Here is a 25,375-nt window from a genome sequence, read left to right as displayed (position 1 = left end):
ACACTATGACAACCTTATTAATCAAGAACGCGAAGCTTCAAGACCAAGATGGCTTGAAACAAATCCTGATTGAAAATGGTCAATTTTCTCGCATTCTCGATAATGACGCGCCAATCGATCATCAAGGTGAGATCCTTGATGCTGAAGGTGGCATTGCAGTTTCTCCTTTCTGTGAACCGCATATTCACCTAGATACGACGCAAACAGCTGGAGAACCTAACTGGAACATCTCTGGCACTTTGTTTGAAGGTATTGAGCGTTGGGCTGAGCGTAAAGAATTGTTATCAATCGAAGACGTAAAGTCTCGTGCGAAACAAACACTGAAATGGCAGATTGCTAACGGTGTTCAACACGTGCGTACTCACGTTGATGTATCTGATCCAACGTTAGTTGCATTACGAGCGATGGTTGAAGTTCGTGAAGAGATGAAAGAGTGGGTCGACATCCAGATCGTTGCATTCCCTCAGGAAGGCATTCTTTCATACCCTAACGGCAAAGAATTGCTTGAAGAAGCTGTGAAGATCGGCGCTGACGTTATTGGTGCTATCCCTCACTTCGAATTCACTCGTGAGTACGGAATTGAATCTCTGCACTATGCGTTCGAGCTTGCACGCAAGTACGACTGCCTGATCGACGTTCACTGTGATGAAATCGATGACGAGCAATCTCGCTTCGTTGAAACACTAGCGGCTCTTGCTCATAAATTCGACATGGGTGAAAAGGTAACGGCAAGCCATACCACAGCTATGGGTTCTTACAATGGTGCTTACGCATCTCGCCTATTCCGCTTGCTAAAAATGTCGGGCATTAACTTCGTCGCGAACCCGTTAGTAAACATTCACTTACAAGGCCGTTTCGATGACTACCCGAAGCGTCGTGGCGTGACTCGTGTTAAAGAGATGCTAGCGGCTAATATCAACGTGTGTTTCGGCCATGATGATGTGTTTGACCCATGGTACCCACTGGGTACAGCGAATATGCTTCAAGTTCTGCACATGGGGCTGCATGTAACACAAGTTATGGGCTACGACCAAATCAACACCTCGCTTGATTTGATCAGCAAGAACTCAGCTCGCACTCTGAACATTCAAGACAACTACGGTATTGAAGAAGGGAAGCCTGGTAGCCTATTGATCCTGCCTGCAGACAATGGTTTTGACGCAGTACGTCGCCAAGTGCCAGTTCAATACTCGGTACGACACGGCAAGGTGATCGCTGAAACGCAACCTGCGAAAACAAAAATTAACTTAGATCAGACAGAAGATATCAACTTCAAGCGTTAATATCGTCTATACTGATGAAGAAAAGGAAGCTACAGGCTTCCTTTTTACTTTGTCATGGCGCGTGACTTTATAAAACTATCAGCTATTAAGGGTAGTTTTGTTAACGAGCACAACATGACAAAAAAACTCGCTGATTTCTCAATCAATGAGTGTACAACCGGAAAGACTGTGTTAACATGCACTCGCTCTGTTAGCCGGAGTTATTTAAGTTAGATAAATAGTAAAAAATGACATGTAAAATCGTTACCCGTTTTTGTAAGTAGTTTTTCCTTATTTCTTAGCAATATTAAATAATTCAATTATCAGCGCATTGCAGTAATGCAATCAACAATTTAGAAAATTTATGAATAAGGGACAAATTATGTCTAACACAAATACTGGCACTGTAAAATGGTTTAACGAAGAGAAAGGTTTCGGTTTCATTTCTCAAGACAACGGCGGTGCTGACGTATTCGTTCACTTCCGTGCAATCGCTTCAGAAGGTTTCAAAACTCTGAAAGAAGGCCAAAAGGTTTCTTTCGAAGTTGAAAACGGTCAAAAAGGCCTACAAGCAGCAAACGTTGTTGCTCAATAATTAGCTTTTAGCTAAAAAGAATTTTAAAGCGCTGATTTTTATCGGCGCTTTTTTATGCCTGAAACAAAACTTCCAGCTATCCTTTTCCTCCTACTCTCTCAACTTACCTATCAAAGCTCATCTTCTACTGACTCTTAAAGCACCGAGAAGACAGCCAATCAATCTATCAAAAACATAGCGATTCTTCTTGGCAGTTGCCAACTTTTCACTGAACCCAAACCAATCGACTTAATGAAACGCCAAGTCTGGCCTTCTCCTTTTGGTCAAAGAACACTCTATTTAATGTTCGATATAAATATGCAATCGATGTCCATAATAAAAATGATTGATTTATCCAACCCTTATCCATTAATTATATAATTTTTAAAGCAAATACATGCAAAATCCGCTAACCTTGTTCGCAAGTGGCTTTAGTTGGTTTGGTATCTGTAGTAAAAATAATGAACAAAGATGAATTTCAGAAATCCACCGCTAATTTGAAAAAAGCGGTGCCTCTTATGATGAAGAATAGAGTGTCGACAACACCTGCAAATTACGCACTTTGGTACACCTATGTCGACAACGCTATTCCGCAGCTCACTAAAGATATGGATGGTGTGTTAGAACACTACGGTATCTGCCCTCCTGCGGTAGGTGAACAGCTCTACAACAACTACGTTGCAAGCAAATCCGAAACCAATATCAATGACTTACGAGCAAACCTAGAACTGTTAGTTTCTGAGGTTTCTAACTCGATGAACGATACTCTCACCGACACTTCAGCTTTCTCTGAGATGATCGATAAGAGCTTCGAAGACTTGTCTCGAGTCGACAATGAAAGTTTGTCTATCGATGAAGTGATGTCGTTGGTTCGTCAGCTGGTTTCAGAATCTCGCAATATTCGACATTCGACTCAATTCTTAAGCTCTCAACTGAACTCTGCAACGTCAGAAATCAGCAAGCTTAAAACACAGCTTGTCGAAGTGCAGAAAGACGCACTATTTGATAGCACAACCACACTTTACAATCGACGCTCTCTGGACCGCGATTTGGAAACATTGTGCGAAGCCAAACAGTCGTTATGTCTGATCCTTCTCGATATCGACCATTTTAAAAACTTCAACGACACCTATGGCCACTTATTTGGCGATATGGTTCTTAAAGGCATTGCGCGTAAGTTAAAACAAATGTGTCGCGAAGGTATTTCTGCTTACCGATTCGGTGGTGAAGAGTTCGCGCTCATCGTTCCAAACAAGTCATTACGCATCGCACGTCAACTTGCTGATACCAATAGACGCTCTCTGGAAAAACTGTCGATCAAAGATCGTCGCAGTGGACAACAGGTCGGTAGCATCACCGCATCATTTGGCGTTGCAGAGCTTGAACCTGGTGAAACAGCAGAATCACTGATCGAGCGTGCTGATAAGCTACTCTACGAGGCGAAATCTCTAGGCCGAAATAGAGTAATGCCGCTGTAGTCTGTAATTATCTAAACAGGTTACCGTTAAGCGGCCTGCTTTCTAAGCTCTAAGCTCTAAAATAGACTCGCAGTTACCATCGAAAAGCAAAAAGCCCCAATCAATAACCAATAGGTTAATCATTGGGGCTTTGTCGTTTATGGGCAGTCGTCAGTGTTTAATGCTAAATAAAATCAGAGTGTCTACCCCATGACTCTGCATCTTTCATAAATACCAAAGGGGTAGCTGCAGAACTAAAGGGCGTAACAGTAGTTAAGACAGTAATCCTCACCACTCTTAGCTCTGAACTCTTTGTCTTCGCTGCATGCTTTTGGTTTACCCTTCTCATCACCTTGAACTAGGCTGATCCAGTGACGTATTGCTGTAGTGATTCCTTCACGCTCAGTATTCGTTTGTACCGCTTCCATTGGTGACTGGCCAAAAGTAGTGCACGACTCTAACTGAATATCATCGATATCGACCAATTCAATGCAACCCGTCCCTTTGTGACAACCAAACATCACTTCTAAGTGGCTTCCACTGCTATCTCGGAACAAGATTGAGTCTGGGTCACACTTCTCCCCCATATAAGCCACAAACTGCTTAGGATGCTTTAGGCCGCTGTGTTGGCCATCTTTGAAGTAAGCCATGATATGGCGGTAATCAACTACGTAGCTCGTTACATCTTGATGTGAGCCGTTCTCTAGTGGGAACAATCGGTCTAGCAGTTGCTTCGCTTTGATTTGCTTCTCAGTTTGCTGTTTGGCACTGATAGTCTCCACGGCAAAGACAGCTTCAGCGATAAATGGTTTTGTTTGTTTTTGGATTTCTGTTTTATCGAATGTAAGCATATTCATAGTCTTTCCCTCTTGACTAACCCGGTGAACATTCACCGATTTTTAAAGCAAAAATGTGTCCTAGAGCAATTATTCCAAACTAACGTTTAATTTATTTGTCATTTTGTGAATTGCTTAGTTTGTAGATTAGCGCTTTTTTACATACAATTTCACAACAAAAATTTTACAATGTGAATTTTACAAATATGGCCTTGTCAAAAAGTTTAGTTCGTCAGTCACATTTCCTAGGTACTAAGATCCGTAACCTAAGGAAGCGTAACCATTTAACCATGGAAGATCTGTCTGCGCGTTGTATTAGAATCAACCCAGAGTACGCACCTTCCGTTTCTTACCTTTCAATGATTGAACGTGGAAAGCGGGTTCCAAGCATCGATATGCTGGAAGTCATTGCGCAGGTCTTTCAGAAGAACCCCACATGGTTCCTCGACGATGAATCAGAACAACAAGCCATCGCTCCTGACAAAGGGAATCGTGGTGGGATAAGTGGCATGGCGCTTGAGCCTAGCTTTCTCTTCTCCAACGACATCCTGCAAATTGCGATACCAGAGATGTTGTCGCAAACCGGTATTTCTGGCCGTCAGTTCGCCCACCTCTTGATTCGAGCTCACCAAGAGAGCAATCAAAACCACTTCCCTGATCTAGAGCGAGCAGCAGAAGAAGTTGGCTTGAAACGCCTCAACCTTGGCGTCGAAGACCTTATCGACATCGCGAGAAACTTAGGCATTCAAATTCGCTGGGTAACACGCACGCCCCAAGACGTGGTAGATGAACTAGGAATCAATGCCAAGCAATTGGTGACTTCGTTCTTCGAACCACCGGGTACAATTTTCTTGAACGAAATTCTCAAAGAGTACCCAACTCGACTGAAATACGATTTATCGGTTTATATTGGCCATTGCATTTTGCACAGCAAGGAAGGGCTTAAGAGTGTGTTGTCGGTCGGTAACAACAATACATGGGACGATAACCAAATATCGGGCTCTTCTCAGCTGAACTCTCAAGACATTCTTCAGGCATGGCGAGACTTCGAATCCAGCTTCTTTGCTGGCGCATTACTGTGTCCTAAAGTTCCATTTAGACAGCTGCTTGATCGTACTGGTTATGAAATCGACGTTCATAAAAGAGCGGGGGTTTCCCCCTCTGTTGCGATGCGCCGAATGACGGTAGTATCGCCCTACCCTCACTGGCACTACTTTGATGCTTATGGGCCGGGGAAACTCAAGGCGGTATACCGCGGGAACGGGATTCCACTGCCTTGGGGGAATATGAGAACGGTCGCCGACCCATGTCAACATTGGGCTGTGTTCCGTCGATTATCAGAGCCTCGAGCGGGTAGCTCAGCTCAGATCTCCATTTTAAATGTGGGAGATGAGCCAAGAATCTACTGCTGTGAATCCATCAATATGACGGATCCTGCGGGTAACAATCGTGTGTTGTGTGCTGGTATAGACTTAAACCCGGCGATTGATGCTCAAGGTGGTAATTCGAGAGACATCGCAGAGCAGCTTAAGGCGTCATGCGTCAGCAATGGTGGCTCGGTAGCAATACCGCGTAACATCAAGAAAGATCTCACGACAGTAGCCAAGATTCTAAATATAAATTGGATTGAACGTGGGATCGAAACAGAGGCGAGGCTTATCTGCTCCAGAGGTGGAGAATGCCCACGCCAACCAAGCTGCTATTCAAAGTGTGGTGGGGATTAGCGAGTCTAATGCAGCAAAGCAACAACACGCTCTCAAATAAGAACATAGTGAATTCGTTTGCTATGTTCGATTCATGAGCTTGGTAAAAATAACCAATAGAACTCAAAATTCAGGCAAAAAAAAACCAATCACAATAAAGGCGATTGGTCATATATTTTGTGTGAACAATATGGGTTCACTAACAACGTCAGTTGGCTAGGTGACCCTCGGCTTAAGAAGGGTCACCATTACTAATGCAGCATACGTGCCAACTTCTCACCTACGTATTTACTACGCATCTGAACACGTATTAGACACGAATTGCTGTTTATTTTGCAAAGTGGAATTGCAAATTGCAAAATAAAACAAAAACGCTAGTGATTATGTTGTTATTAAATAATGATTAACGTTCGATTAATCCTCTCAGAGCCTGCCATCTCCCATTTACTCAGCCTATTTCCAACCTAACAACCCATAAAATCCTTATATGACACACATAAAAAAACGCGAACATTGAGTATCAACATTCGCGTTTCATCGGGTTCGATTCAAAGCTTCTAACGTAAAGCTGCTAGTTTCTAACTGCTCATTGCAGAAGGTGGCTTTCTCAAAAAGCGACCTTCGCGGTAATCAACTTCAACTGAACTCGTCTTTACTTTTGAGCAGCAGGCTTAGAACGATTTCTAGATGGCTTACTACCTGACGGTTTGTTCGTCGAAGGTTTGTTGCCAGAAGGCTTGTTAGACGTTGATTGGTTTGATGAACGGCCAGGGCGGCCATAACTACCACCGTAACCTGATTTCTTCGGCTTACCAGCACCGTTTTGAGCGCCTGAATTGGTGTTCTTCTCAGCACCCCCGGCAGCATTACCACGCTTGTAGTTGCTGCCATTGTTTCTTACAGACTTATCATCACCAGCAACTGCAGAGTTGCTGTCAGAGCCTTTGTTACCTGAGTTAGGCTTGTTCGCATTTGGCTTACGCTTAGGAGCAGAACCTGAACCAGAAACATGGCGCTTGTTCTTACCTGCTGGTTTGTGCCCGCGAGCATTCTCACCAGAACGTTGACCATCAGAGTGTTCACGTGTCTTTTTCGGCTTCTTAGGCTTAATCGGGCGCGAATCCAAACGAGATTCAGGCAACTTGTTTACAGGTGCAAAACCTTCAAGTTCACGGCGCTCAAGCACTTGCTGGATAAGACGTTCGATACCAAACAGCTCACCCACTTCATCAGCACAAACCAATGAAATTGCTTTACCCACTTCACCAGCACGGCCAGTACGACCAATACGGTGAACGTAATCTTCTGATACGTTTGGAAGGTCGAAGTTCACTACTTGAGGCAGTTGCGGAATATCAATACCACGAGCTGCGATATCTGTCGCCACTAATACTCGTACTTTACCCGTTTTGAAGTTCTCTAGGGCTTTAGTACGCGCGCCTTGGCTCTTATTACCATGAATAGGTGCCGCTGAGATACCTTGCTCGTCAAGGAAGTGAGAAAGCTTGTTGGCACCATGTTTCGTTTTGCTGAACACGAGCACTTGTCGCCAATCATTATCTTTGATCAGCTTAGCTAGCATTGGTGCTTTTTTCTTTTTATCTACTGGATAAATGCTTTGTTCAACAGTTGGTGCCGTTGAGTTTGCAGGGCTTACCGAGATTTCAACTGGGTTGTTTACTAACCCCTTAGCCAAGCCACGAATATCATCAGAGAACGTTGCCGAGAACAGTAGGTTCTGACGTTTCTTAGGCAAGAAAGCCAAGATCTTACGGATGTCGCGAATGAAACCCATGTCTAACATACGGTCGGCTTCATCTAACACTAGGATTTCTAGTTGATCAAAGCGCACTGCATTTTGGTTGTATAGGTCAAGCAGACGACCCGGTGTTGCCACCAGCACATCACTACCTTTACGCAGTTTTTGCATCTGAGGATTAATTTTCACACCACCAAATACAACCGTAGAAGTCAGAGGTAGATTGATACCGTACTTAACTACGCTACCATTCACCTGCGCAGCAAGCTCACGGGTTGGCGTTAACACTAGCGCACGAACTTGATTCTGACGTACGCGAGGACCTTTCGATAACATTTCAAGAATAGGTAGTGTGAAGCCCGCAGTTTTACCTGTACCGGTTTGAGCAGCGGCCATAACATCTTTGCCTGTTAAGACAGCAGGTACGGCTTTCTCTTGAATTGGTGATGGCTTATCGTAACCTTGCGCTTCAATAGCTTTAAGGATAGGTTCAGAAAGGCCAAGGGAGGTAAAACTCATAGATTATTTTCTCAGTTGAATAACATTTAGTATGAGCAATACCTCATGAAGACGCATTGCTACTGCTTTTGCTTATCAATTAGATTGATACGGAGCAAAGCGCGGTATTCTGAGGCTTTTCCCCACATTCAGCAACTAAATTCTAATCGTAACTAAGATTCTGTCTAGGTAATCTGGCGCTTCTGTTGGTACATTCTTTCATCCGCGGCTTTTAATAGACCGTCCACATCATGGTAGCTGTTGTTATAAATGACCCAACCGACACTGATTCTGATGTCAATAGAATGCGATTCATAGACAATCGGCGTATCACAGATCGCACATTGCAGCTTATTAGTAATCGAGGCCACATGCTGCTCATCGATAATGCGTGGCAGTAAAACCAAGAATTCATCCCCACCAATTCTCGCCACAATATCAGAAGTACGTAACTTATTTTTTATTCGCTTAGCACACTCAATTAGGACTTTATCACCCGCAGCATGACCATAAGTATCGTTGACCACCTTAAAACCATCGAGGTCGAGGTTAACCACAGCAAAGGTCTTTGTTTTCTGTTTTTGTACAGTTTTGAACGCTTGCTTAAGGCTATACATGAAGTAGCGGCGATTTGGCAACATCGTCAGTTCATCGTGCATGGAGCGACTGTCTGCTATGCGATACAACCGATAAGTTATGATGTAAGCGCTCGCAAGGATAAGCATTAGAGTATAACCCACTAGCCTTACGCCATGGACACGATACCAAGGCACATCCATAAGCACATGTTCATTCCCTGACAACGCAAGGTACCACCCACCATAAGGGAAATTTACTTGTTCAGTGGCAAACGCATTCGTAAATACATGTTGTTCACCGTGGAAGATAGGCCCCTCTTTACCTGAACTGTTCGCGCCACGAATCGCGAGTTCATATTTGTTTTCAATCTTGCCAACACCCACGTCTTCAAGCAGCGCATTTAGATCAATCACTGCACTCGACACCCCCCAATAATCTTGATTGAAGGGAGGATCTCTAAAGATTGGTGTGCGCGTAATCAAGGCTTGGCCACCTTGAAACAACTCGAATGGGCCTGCGATAAATGTATTGCCGATATTACGAGCGATCTCAACCGACTCCCATTGATTTGGGTAATCACGATAATCAATACCCAGGATCTGCTCATTGCCTTCCATTGGGTAAACGAAATTAAGAACGTCATTTTCTGCTAAGCCAATCAGTCGAATATGGAAACCATCTCGAATAATATTTTGCGCAATCTGATCCCACCCTTTTTGATCGCCATCAGGGTTGATGGTCACCAGAGTAGAGAAGTTATTGAGGATATACATATCTGATACGATCGCAGCTTCTATGCGAGATCGAATGATGGAAAGCTGCTTTTTTGCCTCAGAGTATGATTCATTTTTGAGGAAGGTTAATTGCTTGGCATGAAAAACCTCTATGGCGGTTACCACCACCAAGAACAACAACAAAGATAATAATTTGGCAGGCCACTGCTTGCTAGAACGACTTGGCATTTACGAACCTCTAACACATTTGTTCTGTTTACTGCCTTAAATCGGCTCATTTCTGGCTAATTCGTTCAGTATGCCGACAAGCAATTAAAAATCCATACTTTGCGTCGGGTCTCATTTCATTATTGAGCGATTCATCACTTCACCGTGAGTTCACTACACTGATTATTAAATCAAAAAACCTTAATGAACCTTATAAAGCTTACATTGTATTGACCCAAACCTTACATTAAAGGATTCATCAGTGTTATTTTATACTCACCATTAATCAGCTTGGTACCTTACGAACATGAAGCTAAAAACGCTAACTCTGTGCACATTGTTATCAGCCTCCGTTGCAGTTGCGGTTCACGCTCAAGCAACGTCTGATGCGCAAACGGCCTTTGACACACAACAGCCGGCTAACATACAAGAGAACAAACAAGCAACAAGCGTACCAAATGTTCCGTCCCCCGCTGATTCTCTCGACTCTCAAGAACAATCTTTCAAGCAATCTGCCAATCTGATTCGCACAACCTACGAAAGCCAACTTTATACTCTACCTGCCTTCAAAGAGGGTCACTATGGTTTGCGTATGTATCGACAAACATTAGACGATAAATATTCTGCCGCGGTATGGAGTGACATGGCGCGTGTATCAAGCAAGCTTAGCCGTCTATCTAATGATGTTCAAACCATGGAACAGATCGTACTCTACTCAGAAAAGCGCGTGGCTTCGTATGTGGGCGATGACGATGAACGCAGTGTTCGACGCTACAACATCACCAAGCACATGCCGGAATATCTCTACCTTGGCGTTGACCTTCTTGGCTCTATGGCGCGTGCCAATGAGTACGGTTTAGAACACAAGAACGATGCCAAACTACGCGAAATCATTCGTCGTTATGACTTTTCACGATACGTGACTAATGAAGACATGATAAAAGCCTGGGCGGCTCAATTAGCTAATCAGGTCTACTGGCTGCGCCAACTGGGTGAGCAAGATGTCGTAGATGAGTTCGTCGACACCTTCAAAAAAGCGTACCCAGACGACAAAGACAAGAAGCTTTCAAGCCAGCAATACGGCAATAAGATCTATGGTATGACACATGTGATCTTTGGTGATTCGGAATATTACCAACACCAAGTCAGCGAGCAAGAACATCAATGGATCTACGATTACTTCAGAGAGAACATCGATACCATTCTGTTGCGCGCTAAAGAAGATGTGATTGCAGAGGTTGGGTTGACCTTCTTACTTGCGGGCTTAGAAGATGACCCCGTTGTAGAGAAAACTCGACTCGCGATCCAAGCCTCTATCGATGAGAAGTACGGGATGATTCCTTCAATTACTGGCGATTTTGACCTTGAGTACGGTGAACACCGCAACGTGCTGGCGATCATGCTACTCGATTGGCAACAAGTGAACGAAGCACCGACGTTAAAAGGCAACCCTAAAGTGTTTACTACGATTCCGTATGGGCTAATTGAGAACCAGCCATTGAGCAAATAGAAACTCCGAGGTTCGTCTACAGAATCTAAAAAGCCGCATACCTCTCTAGGCCTGCGGCTTTTTACTGCTTGCTACATCGGGACTCGTATCAAGAGTTGTTAATATCAAAACCTGCGTAAATATAAAAAGAAAGACGACATCAAGCTCCTGGCACGACTTTGTTCATCACTATCGTGAAATCCCCTTCAGCATAGCCTTCTATCAGAGAGACATCGTCACACAGCGTTTTACAGAAGCGATAGACACCTTGAGGGTGATAACTCATTAAAGTATTACGCGAAGGATATTGGCTTGAATTGAGAAGATTAAAAATCACAGTTTGATTCGCCAACTCAAACATACGGGTAATCATGTTGGTCAGATAATCAGAATCTCGAGAGATGTAATTCAACGACCCACTTGCGATAACTACATCGTGCGCTTCGAGGCTCATCTTACTCATATCACCCGATAAAAACTGGCAACGAGCTTCGGTGTAATTTTGCTTGGCCTTTTTTAGGAAATCTGCGTGTTGATCAACGCCCGTGTACGATTGAATTCGATAGATACTGTCGAGCAGTTCAAACAACTCCCCGTAGCCACACCCTAAATCCAAAACACTTTTTTTCTCAAAGTCGGCCGAGCGAGCAATCACTTCAAAGCGACATAATTGACTCTCTTCGTTAGTCCAGCCTAAAGACTTAGCCCTATCGCCATTCGAGCGGTTAGTCTGCTTTCGGTGATACCAATACACCTTAAAACGATCACGCCAGTGCATTTAGGGTATCTCTCATAACAGCAATAGCATTGACTCACTCATAAACTTGATGATTTAGACAAAGTGCCACCAATTTTATAACCAATCGCATAACAAACCACCGCGATAGTCACAAACACCAGTGCCGAGAAGAAGTAAGCCACCGATGCCGCTACGCCAGTGCCCCATACAACGCTGAAGACTAAACCGAGATAAGCCTCTTGCGGCCACTGAGAGATAGGAAACTGAGTACCACCAGCAATAAGATAAACCATCGCAAACAAGCCGATAAAGGCGGTGATAAGACCGAAGAGAACGCGCATGTTCATGGGGAGACCTTTGAATTATTGGACTTGGTTGCCACTATCTCTTAATCGAAACCGAATATTCTTAATCGAAATCAAATGTTCTTAATCGCAACCTAATGATATTCAAGTATATCGGATAAAACAGGCTTGCTCTATTACTCTTCCGAGTGAGCCAAGCACACAACAGAGCAATGAAAGTGATGATTTGAATCTGAATCAACCTAACGAGCAGGCACAAAAAAGCGGACACCCTTCTCACGTTAACTCCGTAAGCAAGATATCCGCTTTTACTCAATTTAGGCGCTTGAACTGAATCTAGCTTAAAGCAGGATGAAGATACCCGCTAAACATGCACTCATTAGGTTGGCTAGTGTACCAGCAGCAACGGCTTTCAGACCTAAGTTTGCTACTTCAGCACGACGCTCTGGTGCCATAACACCAATCGAACCTAGTTGAATCGCAATAGAGCCAATGTTAGCAAAGCCACATAGAGCAAAAGTCACGATGACTTGGCTGTGTTCAGATAGCAGCGCTTTATTCTCAACGAAGTCGATGAAAGCAACAAACTCGTTCATTACGATCTTCTGACCGATGTAAGAACCCGCCATTAATACTTCATCACTCGGGATGCCAATCAGCCATGCTAATGGTGAGAACAGGTAACCGAAGATAGCTTGTAGCGTAATGCCCGCAAAACCGAACGTTTCACCTAAGCTTTCTAAGCCGGTGTTAACCATTGCAATCACACTCACGAATGCAATCAACATAGTACCAACGGCTACCGCCACCTTCATACCGTTCATCGCACCACTTGCCAATGCATCGATTACATTGCTTTGGTCAGCTTTATCTAGCTCAATGTGCTCGTAGTCACTTGGCGTACTGCGCTCAGGAACAATGATCTTCGCCATCAGTAAGCTACCTGGAGCCGCCATGAAGCTTGCTGCAATAAGGTATTTAAGTTCAACACCTAATCCTGCATAGCCACCAAGCACACTACCCGCAACAGACGCCATACCACCAGCCATTACAGCAAACAGTTCAGAACGAGTCATAGATTTTAAAAACGGACGAATAAGAAGAGGAGACTCACCCTGAGAAAGGAAGATGTTGCCCGTAGCGACCAAAGATTCAGCTTTACTGGTGCCCAGCAGTTTCTGCACGGCTCCACCAAGAACTTGAATCACTTTTTGCATGATGCCTAAGTAATAAAGTGCCGAGATCAAAGCGCTAAAGAAGATGATAATAGGAAGAACGCGAATCGCGAAAATGAAACCATCAGTAGCAAGGTCACCGAAAAGGAAAGCGATACCAGCGTCCGCAAAACCAAGCAGGCTTGAAACACCATTACTCATGCTCGTTAGCGCCAATTGTCCCCATGGGAAATACAACACTAAGGCTGCAAAACCAATTTGAAGTAACAATGCACGAGACACGGTTTTCCAGTTAATAGAAGAGCGACTCTCAGATAGCAGACATGCGCAAGCAATCAGTGCAATAACACCGACAAGACCAAATAGAATATTCATAATGTGTCCTAGTAATCCTTAAAGAGTGAACATGAGCCAAACAAATGACATCAAAGGAATAGGACAAAGAACCGCAAGCAAAACGCTACGCGATGAAGGAGCTAACAACGTTAGCGAGTGTGACAACGAGTTGTTCATGTAAAAATTCACCTTATACAAGCAGTGGAACGTAGCTGGTCCGGTCCGTGGGGTCATTCACATATCCATGTGACGGCTTGTATTGGCTAAGCACCGGCTTAAAACCGGAAAAGAAGTATAAACAGTTAAGTGAGACTTTCATCACATTTCTTGACGCAAACGATCGCGCGGTCAAGGATTAAACAAAACGCGGTGTTTATCATCATTTACGTGCTTCAAATGCTGTAAACAATCTGTATGAGCTTGATTTTGGAATGTTAAATCTTTAAGAGTATTCGAGTAATCACTCGGTTAATTCTATGTCATTATTTAAGCTTTTCTGTGCTCTACCTCATTTCCGAACACTTCAATATTCATCTTGAGTTTAGATACGTATATACTTTGTTTGATCTCACAAAATAATTATCTATAAAATTCCAATAGAGCTGATTAGATATAACGGGCTTCGAGACTAAGAGAGGAAACACGTGAAGAAAATGGACGCTCCACACGACATGACGAACGGAGCTAAATTCAAAACAAATAGACACGGCTATGTGACAGTAGTTGAATATTATAATACCCATACTGTTATTGTCGCGTTTGAAAACACCGGAAATATCCGCGCTATCAGTGCGGCGAAATTACGTACAGGTCAACTTACCGATCGTTCTGTTGCGCCTGAATCAATTATGATTGGTGAAAAAGTTGAATCCGTTAAACATGGTATTCTTACTATTACTCAAGTTGAATCTGAAAACATTGTCGTTCTCACTAATGCTAATAACGAAGAAATTAGAATGTTATTACCAGCTGTGCAAAAAATGAAAGACAAGGTAGAAGAAATCGACAGTGAACAAACCGAGACTCCAAAACCAACCTCTCTGAGTCAATTAACCAAAAGAAATAAAAAGACCAAAGACGTTAATAATATGCTTAAGAAGATGCTTACCGACTATGGTCGATACGATTAGTGCATTAATTCCGCTATAAACTCCACAATATTCACATTCCGATAGACAAATAAAATAAGCCCTGCCTTTCTCAATAAAATACGTTGCATATTCGAGTGAAAAGTTAAATTTGATCAAAGTCTCACTCTGGATCTTTGCCATAAATTAACGAGATCTACATCACAATCTCATTTTGACTTTGTGATGTGGATCTTATTGAAATCTGAATATTTCCATTACTATGCTCTCACACAATAAGAGAACGAAGTTTCTCAACCCTTAAAATCCAATTGAGACAAATATTATGAAAAAGATTCTTGTAGTTTGCGGTAACGGCCTTGGTACTTCACTTATGATGGAAATGGCAGTAAAAGAAGTGGCTAAAAAAATCGGTTTCGAAGCAGAAGTTGATCACGAAGATCTATCATCTGCAGCATCAAGCAATGCTGATATTTGGGTAGCAGCAACAGACGTTGCAAACCAACTAAAAGAAGGCGGAAAAGAGAACATCATCAGCCTTAAAAATATTTTTGACAAAGCATCAATCGAAGAACAACTAAAAACTTTCATGTAAGGTCAAAATTATGCAAAACTTTTTCGAGTTCATGCTCGGCTTATTAAAAGAGCCAGCAATCATGGTGGGTTTAATTGCTTTCATTGGCCTTGTTGCACAAAAAGCCGATATTTCTACCATTCTAAAAGGCACAATTAAAACCGTAATGGGTTTCCTAATTTTAGGTTTTGGTGCTGGTGCTCTTGTTGGCGCTCTAAATAACTTCTCAGTTGTATTTACAGAAGCATTCGGTGTACATGGTGTTATTCCAAATAACGAAGCGATTGTGGCATTAGCACAAGAAGCATTCGGTTATGAAATGGCTCTAATCATGTTCTTTGCATTCGTTGTGAATATTTTATTGGCTCGTTTAACTCCTTTAAAATATATTTTCTTAACGGGTCATCACACCATGTTTATGTCGATGCTAGTGGCAGTAATTCTGTCTTCAGCAGGCATCGAAGGAACCGTTTTAGTGGCTATTGGTGCAATTCTTGTCGGCACACTGATGGTTGTGATGCCAGCACTGGGCCAGAAGTACACTGAAAAAGTAATGGGTACAGACCAACTGGCTATCGGTCACTTCTCTACCCTTTCTTACATCGTATCGGGTTTCATTGGCAGCAAGTTCGGTGACACTTCAAAAACAACAGAAGACATCCAAGTTCCAAAAAGCCTGATGTTCTTGCGTGATACGCCAGTTGCAGTAGCAACAACAATGGCTATCTTCTTCATGCTTGCGTCTATTATCGCTGGCGGTGAGTTTGTAGAAACGGTATCAAGCGGTCAAAACTGGGTTGTCTTCACCTTCATGCAATCTCTAATCTTTGCGGGTGGTGTTTACATCGTGCTGCAAGGTGTGAAGATGCTGATTGCTGAAATCGTACCTGCGTTTAAAGGCATTTCTGACAAACTGGTACCGGGTGCGAAACCTGCTCTTGATTGCCCTATGGTATTCCCAGTAGCTCCAAATGCAGTACTTATCGGCTTTCTATGTTCTTTCGGTGCTGGTCTACTCGCAATGGCAGTACAAGGTGCTCTTGGTTGGACAATCATTGTAGCGGGCGTTGTTCCTCACTTCTTCGTTGGTGGCGCGGCTGGTGTTTACGGTAACGCAACAGGCGGTTTACGCGGTGCAATCCTAGGTTCATTTACGCAAGGTCTGTGTATCTCTTTCCTACCGATGCTGCTACTTCCAGTACTGGGTGGCCTGGGTCTTGAAGCAACAACGTTTGCTGACTTCGACTTCGGTGTGGTTGGTCTGATTCTAGGGTGGATTGTTTCATGAGCCTGTTTGATTTAGTTGGTAACCAAGGCGTTATCATCAACTCTGAAGAAAACCTAACGGTTGATGCGGCGATTGATGTGACATGTTCAACACTGCTCGCAAGCAACAAAATCGAAGCAAGCTATGTTGAAGCTATCAAGCAAAAACACAACGACATTGGCGCGTACTATGTTCTAGCACCAAAGATTGCCATGCCGCATGCTCGTCCTGAAGATGGCGTTAACGAAGCATCACTGCAAGTGACTGTATTCAAGAAGGGTGTTGATTTAGAGTCGGAAGACAACGGTAACGTTTATCTTTCAATTACTCTGGCGGCCATGGATTCAGATAGCCATATCCATACTATTATGGCGCTGTCTGAACTGTTCCAAAATGATGATGACATTGATGCTATTATCGCTGCAGAAACAGAGCAAGCGATCATCGAGATCTTAAAGCGATACTAGCTTCAATTTTTAGGTCTTAGCCCTTAGCTCCTGCTGATGTTTATCTCCTGAAAGCCCCCATTAAAAAAGCGATAGCCTCGGCTATCGCTTTTCTGTTTCTGGTGCTTAGTCATTTCTCATCGAGTATGAGTTAAGACATCACACTTCGAAAGCAATCATGGCGTTAAAACGCGTACATTCTTTTATCGGTCGATAATTCAAAGCAGTACTGTGCGTGTTTTTCAAGACATTCAAACACTTCTCGATCTAACTTATAGTTTTCAACATGGTCTCTCAAAATCGCCATCGTCTGTTCTAACGTCATACCAGCACGATACGGACGTGACTGAGATAATGCTTGGAACACGTCAACTACTGCAACGATCCGACTCGGTTGATCTAACTCTTCCGCAGTTTTACCCATCGGGTAGCCTGAGCCATCTAACCTTTCATGATGATTGGATGCCCACTGGCAAACCTGAGGAGAACTAAACAACTCTTGCAGTGCAAACCGAGTATCCGTTGCATGACGCTTAATACAACAATACTCCTCTTCGGTTAGCAAATCCGGCTTATGAAGAATGTCATTAGGTGTTTGCAGTTTGCCGATGTCATGGACTAACCCTGCTAAATAGAGTTTGCGCTGAGTTGTGTATGAGTAACCCAACTGCTTGGCAAGATATTCTGAGAGTTGCCCAACCTTCAAAGAGTGCTTAAAGGTAAACGAACTCTTGGTATCAACCACATTGGCAATAAATTCGGCAAAAGCCACGGTCTCATCCAGCGACATTTGTTGAGAGAAGAACGGCACAGGTTCAAAGTTATCCCTCATGTTTTCAATGTAAGGGATCTCCATCGAGAACCAAAAATCATCCAGATCGACGAGCTCACACATATGTTGTACAAGGTTGGTTTCGAACATCTCGTCTGCTTGTTCAGTCAAACGTTCAATGATGCTCGCTTTACCATCTGGTGTCAGGTTTCCATACCGATCTGAAGAAGTGATGCCGTATAGGTAGTCCACTCGATCCGCGAGCATGACAATCGCAGCCAACTCCTTCTCTAACTCACTGATCGGCATCGCCTTAAGTTCAACCCAAGAGGTATGGTGATAAAGCACCGGCTTAGCGAATATAGAAAGAACTGGGCATTCTTTTAGTATTTGGTAGCCCTTTTGACAATGGTGATAGCTCGCATCGGGAACAAACCCTGAAGTCAGACTAAGTTGCTCATCAATTTGCGATACACCGCAGTCGTGAATTAACCCCAATGAGAACGCAAGTTGCGCCTGCTCTTCTTCCCACCCGACACTTAGAGCACATCGATACGCGATGTAACCCACCCTCTGTCCATGATTTTTGCTTTCAAAACCGACGTTATCAAGCGCCTTCGCAATACCAAATAGAGCCTTTCTAAGATCTACGGTTACATTCTGGCAATGTTGAATCATTATTTAAGCCTAGCATTTTTATAGTTTTTATATATTTAGGCTGCCAATACTAATGCATAGCTAATAATTATATACACAACTATTGTAAGGTTTAACGAGTTTCGTGATAGAACTAACGTATCACGTAATATTCGTGCTACAAGTTGTTGCATATTGTTTATTATGCGACATTATATCCTGCTGTTAATCCTACATTTTCAAACCAACCGAGGACTAAAACACATATGTTCGAAACTGTTATAGACGAAGAACTCTCCATCGCATTGGTCGAAGAAAGCTTCGCTACCCACTACGCTGACTATTCACAAAGCCAAAATGAGTATCTTAGCCAGTGGCTAGCATGGCCACCGCACTGTAAAACAGAGCAAGACTTTAGGATTTTTATCCAGCGCTCGTTACACGATTATGCTGAAGGGAAAAGCATGACATGTGCCATCGTGTATCAAGGGAAAATCGTCGGTAACTGCAGTTTCAATACCATCGACCACAATACCAAGAAGGTAACGATTGGCTATTGGTTGTCACAGACTCAACAAGGCAAAGGCATCATCACTCGTGTAGTTCAAAAACTGATTGGTATTGCTTTCAATGAGTTAGGTATGGAAAAGATTGAAATATCAGCCGCCACTGAGAACATGAGCAGCCGTAAAGTTTGTGAGCGCTTACATTTCACATTGGAAGGCATCATCACTTGTAACGAGAACTTGAATGGTCGCATCATCGACCACGCTATTTATGGCCTGCATCGTTTAAAGTGATAAACACATGTATATTAAAAACAGCAAAGCCACAGCATTCGACTGTGGCTTTGTTGTTTTACGAACCTAGAACCTAGAACCTAGAACCTAGAACCTAGAACCTAGAACCTAAGTAGAGCTTAAAGCGCCCAGCTATACGACCTTAGGAATCACGATACTAAATTTAGCGCCACCGTGATTACTGTCATCTATTTTGATATCCCAAGCTAGCTTCTTAGCGGCCGAAATGGCAATCGCAAGCCCCAATCCTGAGCCTCCCGTGGCCGACGTTCTGCTTGAGTCTAGGCGAGAAAACGGCAGAAAGACTTCATCTCGTCTATCCTCTGGAATCCCAGAACCATTGTCTTCAATAACCACCAACCAACTCTCTGAGTTTTCGTCCAGAGTCATCCAAATTTTATCTTGCGTGTAGTTACCCGCATTCTTGAGAATATTATCGAACACCAAACGAGCCATCATGCAGTCGCACTTAATATCGAAATCTCGCGTTATCTTAGATTCAAAACGGATGTTGTCTAATTCCGAATAACGAATCCTATCCAAGCAATACTCAGCAAGATCCGCTCTCACTTTCACCAGCTCAAAGAAAGAGTTATCCATCACGTTCAACTTCGACAGCATGATAATCTCCGAGGTCAGCTCGTTGATGTCTTCAATATAACCATCAATGTCATCAAACAACGCTTGATGATGAATTGGCGCCCCTCTCCTTAAGAGATCCGTCGCTAGCTGAATGCGGCTCAGCGGCGTACGAACTTCATGTGGGATCGCTTGGGCAAATATATGGCTTTGCTTAACTTTGCTTTCGATCTCTTCAGCCATAACGTTAAAGCTGCTGGCAAGGTCAGACACTGGATGTATCTCATCCATACTAGAGCGGGTACTTAACTTACCTCGACCAAACTGCTTCTGTTTCTCAACGAGTAACTCGATTCTTTCCTGGAAACGTCTCACAGGTAAGTAAACGCTAGCACCAATTGCCACAATAACCGCCAACAATAGTCCTATTAAAAAATGCCTTTCAGAGTCTTCATACCATTCAATATCAGGAGAGAAAAAATCGCCTACCTCACTGAATACGAAGCTAAATTTTGAGTTTGGAAGTTGAAATACCGCCGAATAGAGATTGTTGTCACTGAGATAAATCGGCACACCATTTAATGTTGTATATAACTCGCATTTTTGGCAGGGAAGTTCTCCCGACCAATTTTCTAACAGGCGTAAATTGAAGATATAAAATTGTTGGTAGCCTGTTTTATCGAGTTCTTGGTATAGCGAGTTCACTTGATTATGCTGACGGATATATTGTTCAACAAAGTAAGAACCATCGTTAAGAAACGTTTCGATCTCGGTTCTTCGCATGTGCCCTTCACCAAGGTTCAAGAACAAGAAGATCGTCGCCGACATCCCAGTCACAATGCCAAGGTATAGACGGGCGAACATAGAAACTGAACGTAACTTAGTAACAATAAACTTACGCAACCAGCATATACCCCTTGTTGCGAACCGTGCGGATCAACTGTTTGTCTTTTGCGTGCATACGCAGCTTACGGCGTAAACCTGAAACTCGCATGTCAATCGAGCGGTCATTAAACGCGTAATCAATCCCTCTAAATAACTGACAGCACTGATCTCGAGTCACGACCTGACAGACGTTATTAACAAGAAGGTTTAGAATTTCAAATTCAGCCGAGGTCAGCTTGAGATTTTGCCCATATAACGTGGCACTTTGCGCCGTATTATTAATGACAATATCACACTGTTTTTCAGTGCCAGTATCCGTTATACCAACCGTAGGTGACGCTCTGCGCAACAAAGCCTCAATGCGAGCTAAAAGTGCGTGGCCGCGAATAGGCTTAGTAACGTAGTCGTCTGCACCAAATTTAAATAGGCTAACTTCGCTCATCTCGTCCGCTGAAGCGGTAAGCACCAAGATGATTCCGTTGTAGAACTCACGAGCCTGGCGGCAAATTTGAGCACCACTCAAGCCGGGTAGCATCAGATCTAACAGAACAAGATCAGGTTCAGTATTACGAATCGCTTCAAGCGCTAAATTCCCATCATGAACAACGCTGACATTGTAACCTTCCGCTTCAAGATAAAGCGTCGTTAAACGAGCGATCTCTTGGTCATCTTCGACAATGAGCACTTTGGTTTTCGACATTCCTATCACCAGTATTTATTAAAAGCGAGGGCAGTATATATACTGGTCATATATCATCAATGTTGTTATTAGAGCCTTGAGTTTACCGTACGCAAAACATTGTAATCACTTTTGTACATACACGTTTACAAAATACGTCGCTCAGCGACCCGTGTGCCTGAGTTTAGGTAGGTTCTACCAAACGGGGGAAATCACTTTGGGGCTTTACAGAATTACCCAATGCTTACATTTGCTTTATTTTCTTACGCGCACTTACATTTAAGGCGTTTACAAATTCCCATCAAACAAACCATCCGCGCACTAAACTCACACCAGTGAATAACACTATAAAGTAACAACTTATCAGCCTAATAAACCAACGATCTGATGAGTAAATCAAAAGAAATCGATTACTTATTTAATGCTCCAGTATTTTCCATTATTGAGCACACGATAAACCCTGTTAAGAGATAAGTTCTTAACGTAACATTCGCCCAACTAATGGATTGACTCATTATTAGACAACCACCACTTCGACACAGGGCCCTCTTTAAGATGAATAAATCGCTTTCACTGTTAATTACAACTGCAGCTTTAGTCTCAACACCGCTTATTGCTGACACCAATAAACATGACACAGTGAACAAGATTCAAGAACAAGTCAGTGCTTGGATAGACATTCAAGTCACACCACAAAGCAGCATTATTCAGAAGATGGTCTTTAGCTGTGAATTCTACAGTGCCACGCCTTCAATCAAGTCACCGGATGGCAGTGAGAGTAGCAGTGGCTCATACCTCTTTTACTCACACAACGGTGTATTGGGTACCGTGACAGAACCTTACACAACCCAACCATTGCCAGAGTTAACCTTGTGTCTTAAAGAAAACTTCGTGGTCACTAACCAAGATGAAGCTCAGCTGTTGTTCGAAGCCATCGAAACTGTCTATCCAAATTATTCGATGTTCGATAAGGACTTCCCTAAAGAGATAACAGAGCAACCGAATGGATGGCAGTTTATCGATGGTGAGATATTTGATGATAAGAAAGGCTATGTCATCGAAACCACGCCGGAAGGTAAGGTGACGAAAATCATCCGCTCACTGAACCTGTAAAAGATAAAGATAAAGATAAAGATAAAGATAAACAGCTTACTGACTACATGAGTTCAGTAGGCTTCGTTCGCCCAAAATATCTGTTTACCGAGTTTAATATGATGACAAGTTATCAACCTTTCGAGTATCTCCAGTGTCCAATTTGGATATATGACATTGATAAGAAGAGAATAACTTGGGCAAACAGCAGCGCCCTTCCTCTTTGGGAGTCTGAATCTTTATTTGAGCTGACATCACGTGACTTTAGTGTCGAAATGTCAAAGGCGATAGAAGCCACACTTGAAGAATACCAAAGACAGTTTCAGCGAAACCAAAGCATCAAGACATGGTGGAACTTCACGCCCAAGTACATTGCTAAGCGGGCTCTGTGTTTGTTTTCTGGGATCCCATTGCCAGACGGCCGAACTGGAATGCTGGTACAAGTCATCGCAGAAGAAGATAGCCTAAAGCACGACCTCGCTTGTTCTGATGGCTCTAACCTATCCCTGTTGTTTGATAGATCGGGAGCAGTAGTAAGTGCTAACTCTGCATTTTCCCAAAACTATGGTTCGCCGTTTACCACCCTCTCCGATTTCGTTTCAAGTGAAGAGATAGCCGCCCAGTGGTTGTTTTCAGCACGCAAAGGTCGAGAGATTTTAGAAGAAGTCAGCTGCCATATTGGTGATAAAGCTCATCACTTCGATGTGCAGGGAAAATGGCTATTTGATAAGAGTGAGCTGCTGTTAAACCTGACTTGCACAACCAAACAGAAAGAGAAGCTAATAAAGGCCAGATACAACGCGGAACACGACTGCTTAACTGAGCTTTACAATCGCCGTGGCATCACCAACCTTCTGGAAACCAGTATCGCCTATCGCTCACCTTTTGAGTTGATGTTCGTTGATCTTGATGGCTTCAAACTGGTTAATGACACCTATGGCCACAGTGTCGGTGACCAACTGCTCAAACAAGTAGGTGAGCGTCTCAAACAACTCGTTGATGAAACCTGCATGATAGGTCGATTTGGTGGCGACGAATTCATTGTGATTGCCCACATCTGTCGAAACCACAACATCCCGTTACTTTGCTCGCGTATTATTGACGCACTAAATAGAAGCTTCCATATCAGTGGCATTGGCACCTTGTCTGTTGGTTGTAGCATTGGTACGGCACATTTCCCTGATAACGCCGTGGATCAAGAGTCATTGTTGAAGCAAGCAGGTATGGCAATGCACATTGCTAAAGCGAATGGTCGAAACCGCTTCCAGACTTTCACGCCGAACTTAGCGCAGGTTCTGCATCGGAAAGTAGAAATCCGCCATCGATTGACTCAAGCCTTAGAAAACGACGACCTTAATCTGCATTATCAGCCGATCATGAACATCAATCACGGCAAGGTGAAAGGGTTTGAAGCGCTACTTCGATGGTCAGACAAAGAGCTCGGTAACATTGGCCCTGATGAATTCATCACTGTGGCGGAAGAAACAGGTCAGATCGTACCGCTAGGAAAGTGGGTGCTCAATTCAGCCCTTAAGCAGCTATCTATATGGCATAGAGAGTTTGATAGTGAACTGATGATGAGCATTAATATCTCGAGTATTCAGATGCACGCGTCCTTTGCTGAACAACTGTCGGCCATGCTTAACTTCTATAATATCCACCCTCAAAGCATCGCCCTTGAAATCACCGAATCTTCAATGATTTTCAAACACGGTGAAGTTAGGCAGTCGCTGAACGATATATCCAAACTGGGTGTTGAGCTTCATCTTGACGATTTCGGCACTGGTTATTCCTCTCTATCCATGTTGCACGACCTACCAATTAGCACTGTTAAGCTCGATAAAAGCTTTGTCCACGGTTCGCACAAAGGAAGTAAAGCGATTGTCCAAGCGACCCATGCTATCTGTGACAAATTGGGGTTAAAGGTGATAGCTGAAGGCGTCGAGACCAAAACGCAGAAAGAGTTCTTAATCGACTGCGGATACCAGTATCTTCAAGGATTCTTGTTCAGTAAGCCTATTCCCTCAAATGAAGTCGAAATTCAATTTTTATCCGCTTGATAAATAGAAAACTAAAGATTTATTTATCAATAAGTTAGGCTCTTGATTACTTAGCAAACAACATGACGATGTCTTTGTTAACGCTTACGCAGGCTTACATTGTACCAACCAAGAAGAAAATAAACCTAACCCATTGTTTATTAAAATTTTTTATAGAGAAAGCAGTTCATATGTCAATAAACATTTATACCTACTCATTGTAATGACTTTAGCAGATCGATTACTCTCCAAAAGTACCGTCATCAGATTCAATAATTGGTAAACATGAGCAAACAAAACGGCTTCACTCTCTTAGAACTTATCGTCGCTTTATTAATCTTAGCGGTGGTTTCTGCCACGGCCATCGTCAAGTTCTTAGACATTCAAGGAAATGCTCGTGCGAGTAAAATACACGATGTGGCAGGCAACCTACGCACAGGCATAGATATGATCTACGCTAAATCTGCAATCGGTGGTGTCGAAGGGCAATGTAACTATGTCGAGAAAACCGAGGTTGAAACCTATTACGTTTGTCATGGTTACCCAATCGCTTATGTCGATGCCTTAAGGCGTCTGTTGAACATTGATGAAACTGAACTTCACGTCATCAACAAGGAAGTCATACCTGACAGCAATGCAGAGCGAGTAGCCGCTATCTCTTTTGACACTGACAGCTACACCTATTTACCTGAAGGTGATTTTTGTCAGGTGCTGTATCAGCCAGAAAAAGAGCCACAAATCGTCGTCCTTGATGGTGCATGTTAATCAACATTCACCGCTTATCAGCTATACATAAAACCCTACCTTCATCTTCATGTTCGAGTTAGTTTTATTCACTTTATGTCAGTTCTTGTTCAGCTCATTC

Annotated in this window: 22 protein-coding genes; 13 read left to right on the top strand and 9 right to left on the bottom strand. The window is 43.1% G+C overall.

The genetic code is table 11. From position 1 onward, the window contains the following. Positions 1-5 precede the first annotated feature (5 nt). The 3 genes from IHV80_RS19155 to IHV80_RS19145 all read left to right on the top strand — a co-directional run bounded on the left by IHV80_RS19155 (position 6) and on the right by IHV80_RS19145 (position 3,314). Entirely contained in the window at positions 6-1,283 is a 1,278-nt protein-coding gene (locus IHV80_RS19155) for a cytosine deaminase (protein ID WP_192891891.1), read from the top strand. 361 nt (positions 1,284-1,644) lie between these two features. After that, positions 1,645-1,857 carry a transcription antiterminator/RNA stability regulator CspE gene (gene cspE, locus IHV80_RS19150; protein ID WP_004730009.1) on the top strand — a complete coding sequence of 71 codons (213 nt, stop codon included), beginning with the start codon at positions 1,645-1,647 and terminating at the stop codon, positions 1,855-1,857. A gap of 440 nt (positions 1,858-2,297) precedes the next feature. Further along, positions 2,298-3,314: a GGDEF domain-containing protein gene (locus IHV80_RS19145; RefSeq protein WP_192891890.1), complete on the top strand. Its 1,017-nt coding sequence runs from the start codon at positions 2,298-2,300 to the stop codon at positions 3,312-3,314. 233 nt (positions 3,315-3,547) lie between these two features. Here the strand turns inward: IHV80_RS19145 and IHV80_RS19140 are convergent, their stop codons facing one another. Continuing rightward, positions 3,548-4,150 carry an aldolase/citrate lyase/malate synthase family protein gene (locus IHV80_RS19140; protein WP_192891889.1) on the bottom strand — a complete coding sequence of 201 codons (603 nt, stop codon included), beginning with the start codon at positions 4,148-4,150 and terminating at the stop codon, positions 3,548-3,550. Positions 4,151-4,419: 269 nt separating this feature from the next. Between IHV80_RS19140 and IHV80_RS19135 the strand changes: the two genes are divergently transcribed. Next, positions 4,420-5,853, top strand: coding sequence for a DUF3612 domain-containing protein (locus IHV80_RS19135; protein ID WP_029223521.1), 1,434 nt, complete (start codon positions 4,420-4,422; stop codon positions 5,851-5,853). 631 nt (positions 5,854-6,484) lie between these two features. On the opposite strand, the gene IHV80_RS19130 is transcribed toward IHV80_RS19135, so the two are convergent. Next, positions 6,485-8,110, bottom strand: a complete 1,626-nt coding sequence (locus tag IHV80_RS19130; protein ID WP_192891888.1) for a DEAD/DEAH box helicase — start codon at positions 8,108-8,110, stop codon at positions 6,485-6,487. A gap of 164 nt (positions 8,111-8,274) precedes the next feature. Beyond that, a complete protein-coding gene (locus tag IHV80_RS19125) occupies positions 8,275-9,630 on the bottom strand; it encodes a diguanylate cyclase (RefSeq protein ID WP_192891887.1) in 1,356 nt (451 codons plus the stop codon). A 286-nt stretch (positions 9,631-9,916) separates the two neighbouring features. Here IHV80_RS19125 and IHV80_RS19120 point away from each other — a divergent pair, with 286 nt between their 5' ends. Continuing rightward, complete coding sequence (locus IHV80_RS19120; protein WP_192891886.1) at positions 9,917-11,119, top strand: DUF3541 domain-containing protein; 1,203 nt, start codon at positions 9,917-9,919, stop codon at positions 11,117-11,119. A gap of 139 nt (positions 11,120-11,258) precedes the next feature. Here the strand turns inward: IHV80_RS19120 and IHV80_RS19115 are convergent, their stop codons facing one another. From IHV80_RS19115 to IHV80_RS19105, 3 genes are all read right to left on the bottom strand, one after another. After that, positions 11,259-11,876 carry a class I SAM-dependent methyltransferase gene (locus tag IHV80_RS19115; RefSeq protein WP_192891885.1) on the bottom strand — a complete coding sequence of 206 codons (618 nt, stop codon included), beginning with the start codon at positions 11,874-11,876 and terminating at the stop codon, positions 11,259-11,261. A gap of 38 nt (positions 11,877-11,914) precedes the next feature. Continuing rightward, entirely contained in the window at positions 11,915-12,184 is a 270-nt protein-coding gene (locus tag IHV80_RS19110) for a hypothetical protein (RefSeq protein WP_192891884.1), read from the bottom strand. 299 nt (positions 12,185-12,483) lie between these two features. Then, on the bottom strand, positions 12,484-13,692 hold the full coding sequence (locus IHV80_RS19105) for a NupC/NupG family nucleoside CNT transporter (protein ID WP_102434139.1): 1,209 nt from the start codon (positions 13,690-13,692) through the stop codon (positions 12,484-12,486). A 614-nt stretch (positions 13,693-14,306) separates the two neighbouring features. On the opposite strand from IHV80_RS19105, the gene IHV80_RS19100 reads away from it, so the two are divergent. The 4 genes from IHV80_RS19100 (at position 14,307) to IHV80_RS19085 (ending at position 17,049) form a co-directional block, all read left to right on the top strand. After that, positions 14,307-14,783 carry a hypothetical protein gene (locus IHV80_RS19100; RefSeq protein ID WP_192892174.1) on the top strand — a complete coding sequence of 159 codons (477 nt, stop codon included), beginning with the start codon at positions 14,307-14,309 and terminating at the stop codon, positions 14,781-14,783. A 283-nt stretch (positions 14,784-15,066) separates the two neighbouring features. Continuing rightward, positions 15,067-15,336 carry a PTS sugar transporter subunit IIB gene (locus IHV80_RS19095; RefSeq protein ID WP_009845707.1) on the top strand — a complete coding sequence of 90 codons (270 nt, stop codon included), beginning with the start codon at positions 15,067-15,069 and terminating at the stop codon, positions 15,334-15,336. 10 nt (positions 15,337-15,346) lie between these two features. Continuing rightward, positions 15,347-16,603, top strand: coding sequence for a PTS ascorbate transporter subunit IIC (locus tag IHV80_RS19090; RefSeq protein ID WP_017110802.1), 1,257 nt, complete (start codon positions 15,347-15,349; stop codon positions 16,601-16,603). After that, positions 16,600-17,049: a PTS sugar transporter subunit IIA gene (locus IHV80_RS19085; protein ID WP_192891883.1), complete on the top strand. Its 450-nt coding sequence runs from the start codon at positions 16,600-16,602 to the stop codon at positions 17,047-17,049. The genes IHV80_RS19090 and IHV80_RS19085 overlap by 4 nt, the downstream gene beginning before the upstream one ends. A gap of 163 nt (positions 17,050-17,212) precedes the next feature. Here IHV80_RS19085 and IHV80_RS19080 read toward each other — a convergent pair whose 3' ends face one another. Next, positions 17,213-18,478, bottom strand: a complete 1,266-nt coding sequence (locus IHV80_RS19080) for an HD-GYP domain-containing protein (protein WP_192891882.1) — start codon at positions 18,476-18,478, stop codon at positions 17,213-17,215. 224 nt (positions 18,479-18,702) lie between these two features. Between IHV80_RS19080 and IHV80_RS19075 the strand changes: the two genes are divergently transcribed. Then, entirely contained in the window at positions 18,703-19,236 is a 534-nt protein-coding gene (locus IHV80_RS19075; RefSeq protein ID WP_192891881.1) for a GNAT family N-acetyltransferase, read from the top strand. A gap of 132 nt (positions 19,237-19,368) precedes the next feature. Here IHV80_RS19075 and IHV80_RS19070 read toward each other — a convergent pair whose 3' ends face one another. Together IHV80_RS19070 and IHV80_RS19065 are read right to left on the bottom strand one after the other, a co-directional pair. Further along, a complete protein-coding gene (locus IHV80_RS19070) occupies positions 19,369-20,718 on the bottom strand; it encodes a sensor histidine kinase (RefSeq protein WP_192891880.1) in 1,350 nt (449 codons plus the stop codon). Beyond that, positions 20,711-21,400 carry a response regulator transcription factor gene (locus IHV80_RS19065; protein WP_192891879.1) on the bottom strand — a complete coding sequence of 230 codons (690 nt, stop codon included), beginning with the start codon at positions 21,398-21,400 and terminating at the stop codon, positions 20,711-20,713. Before IHV80_RS19065 ends, IHV80_RS19070 begins: the two co-directional genes overlap by 8 nt. Before the next feature lie 534 nt (positions 21,401-21,934). On the opposite strand from IHV80_RS19065, the gene IHV80_RS19060 reads away from it, so the two are divergent. From IHV80_RS19060 to IHV80_RS19050, 3 genes are all read left to right on the top strand, one after another. Beyond that, positions 21,935-22,492 carry a hypothetical protein gene (locus IHV80_RS19060; RefSeq protein WP_192891878.1) on the top strand — a complete coding sequence of 186 codons (558 nt, stop codon included), beginning with the start codon at positions 21,935-21,937 and terminating at the stop codon, positions 22,490-22,492. Positions 22,493-22,539: 47 nt separating this feature from the next. Continuing rightward, positions 22,540-24,531: a putative bifunctional diguanylate cyclase/phosphodiesterase gene (locus IHV80_RS19055; protein ID WP_192891877.1), complete on the top strand. Its 1,992-nt coding sequence runs from the start codon at positions 22,540-22,542 to the stop codon at positions 24,529-24,531. Between the two features lie 264 nt (positions 24,532-24,795). Continuing rightward, the gene (locus IHV80_RS19050; RefSeq protein ID WP_192891876.1) at positions 24,796-25,275 is read left to right on the top strand and encodes a type II secretion system protein; all 480 of its coding nucleotides are present in this window, start codon (positions 24,796-24,798) and stop codon (positions 25,273-25,275) included. Positions 25,276-25,375 lie beyond the last annotated feature (100 nt).

Source organism: Vibrio bathopelagicus (assembly GCF_014879975.1).
Classification (GTDB): domain Bacteria; phylum Pseudomonadota; class Gammaproteobacteria; order Enterobacterales; family Vibrionaceae; genus Vibrio; species Vibrio bathopelagicus.
Note: the sequence above shows the minus strand (reverse complement) of the source record. Positions and strands in the feature narration are given on the sequence as shown.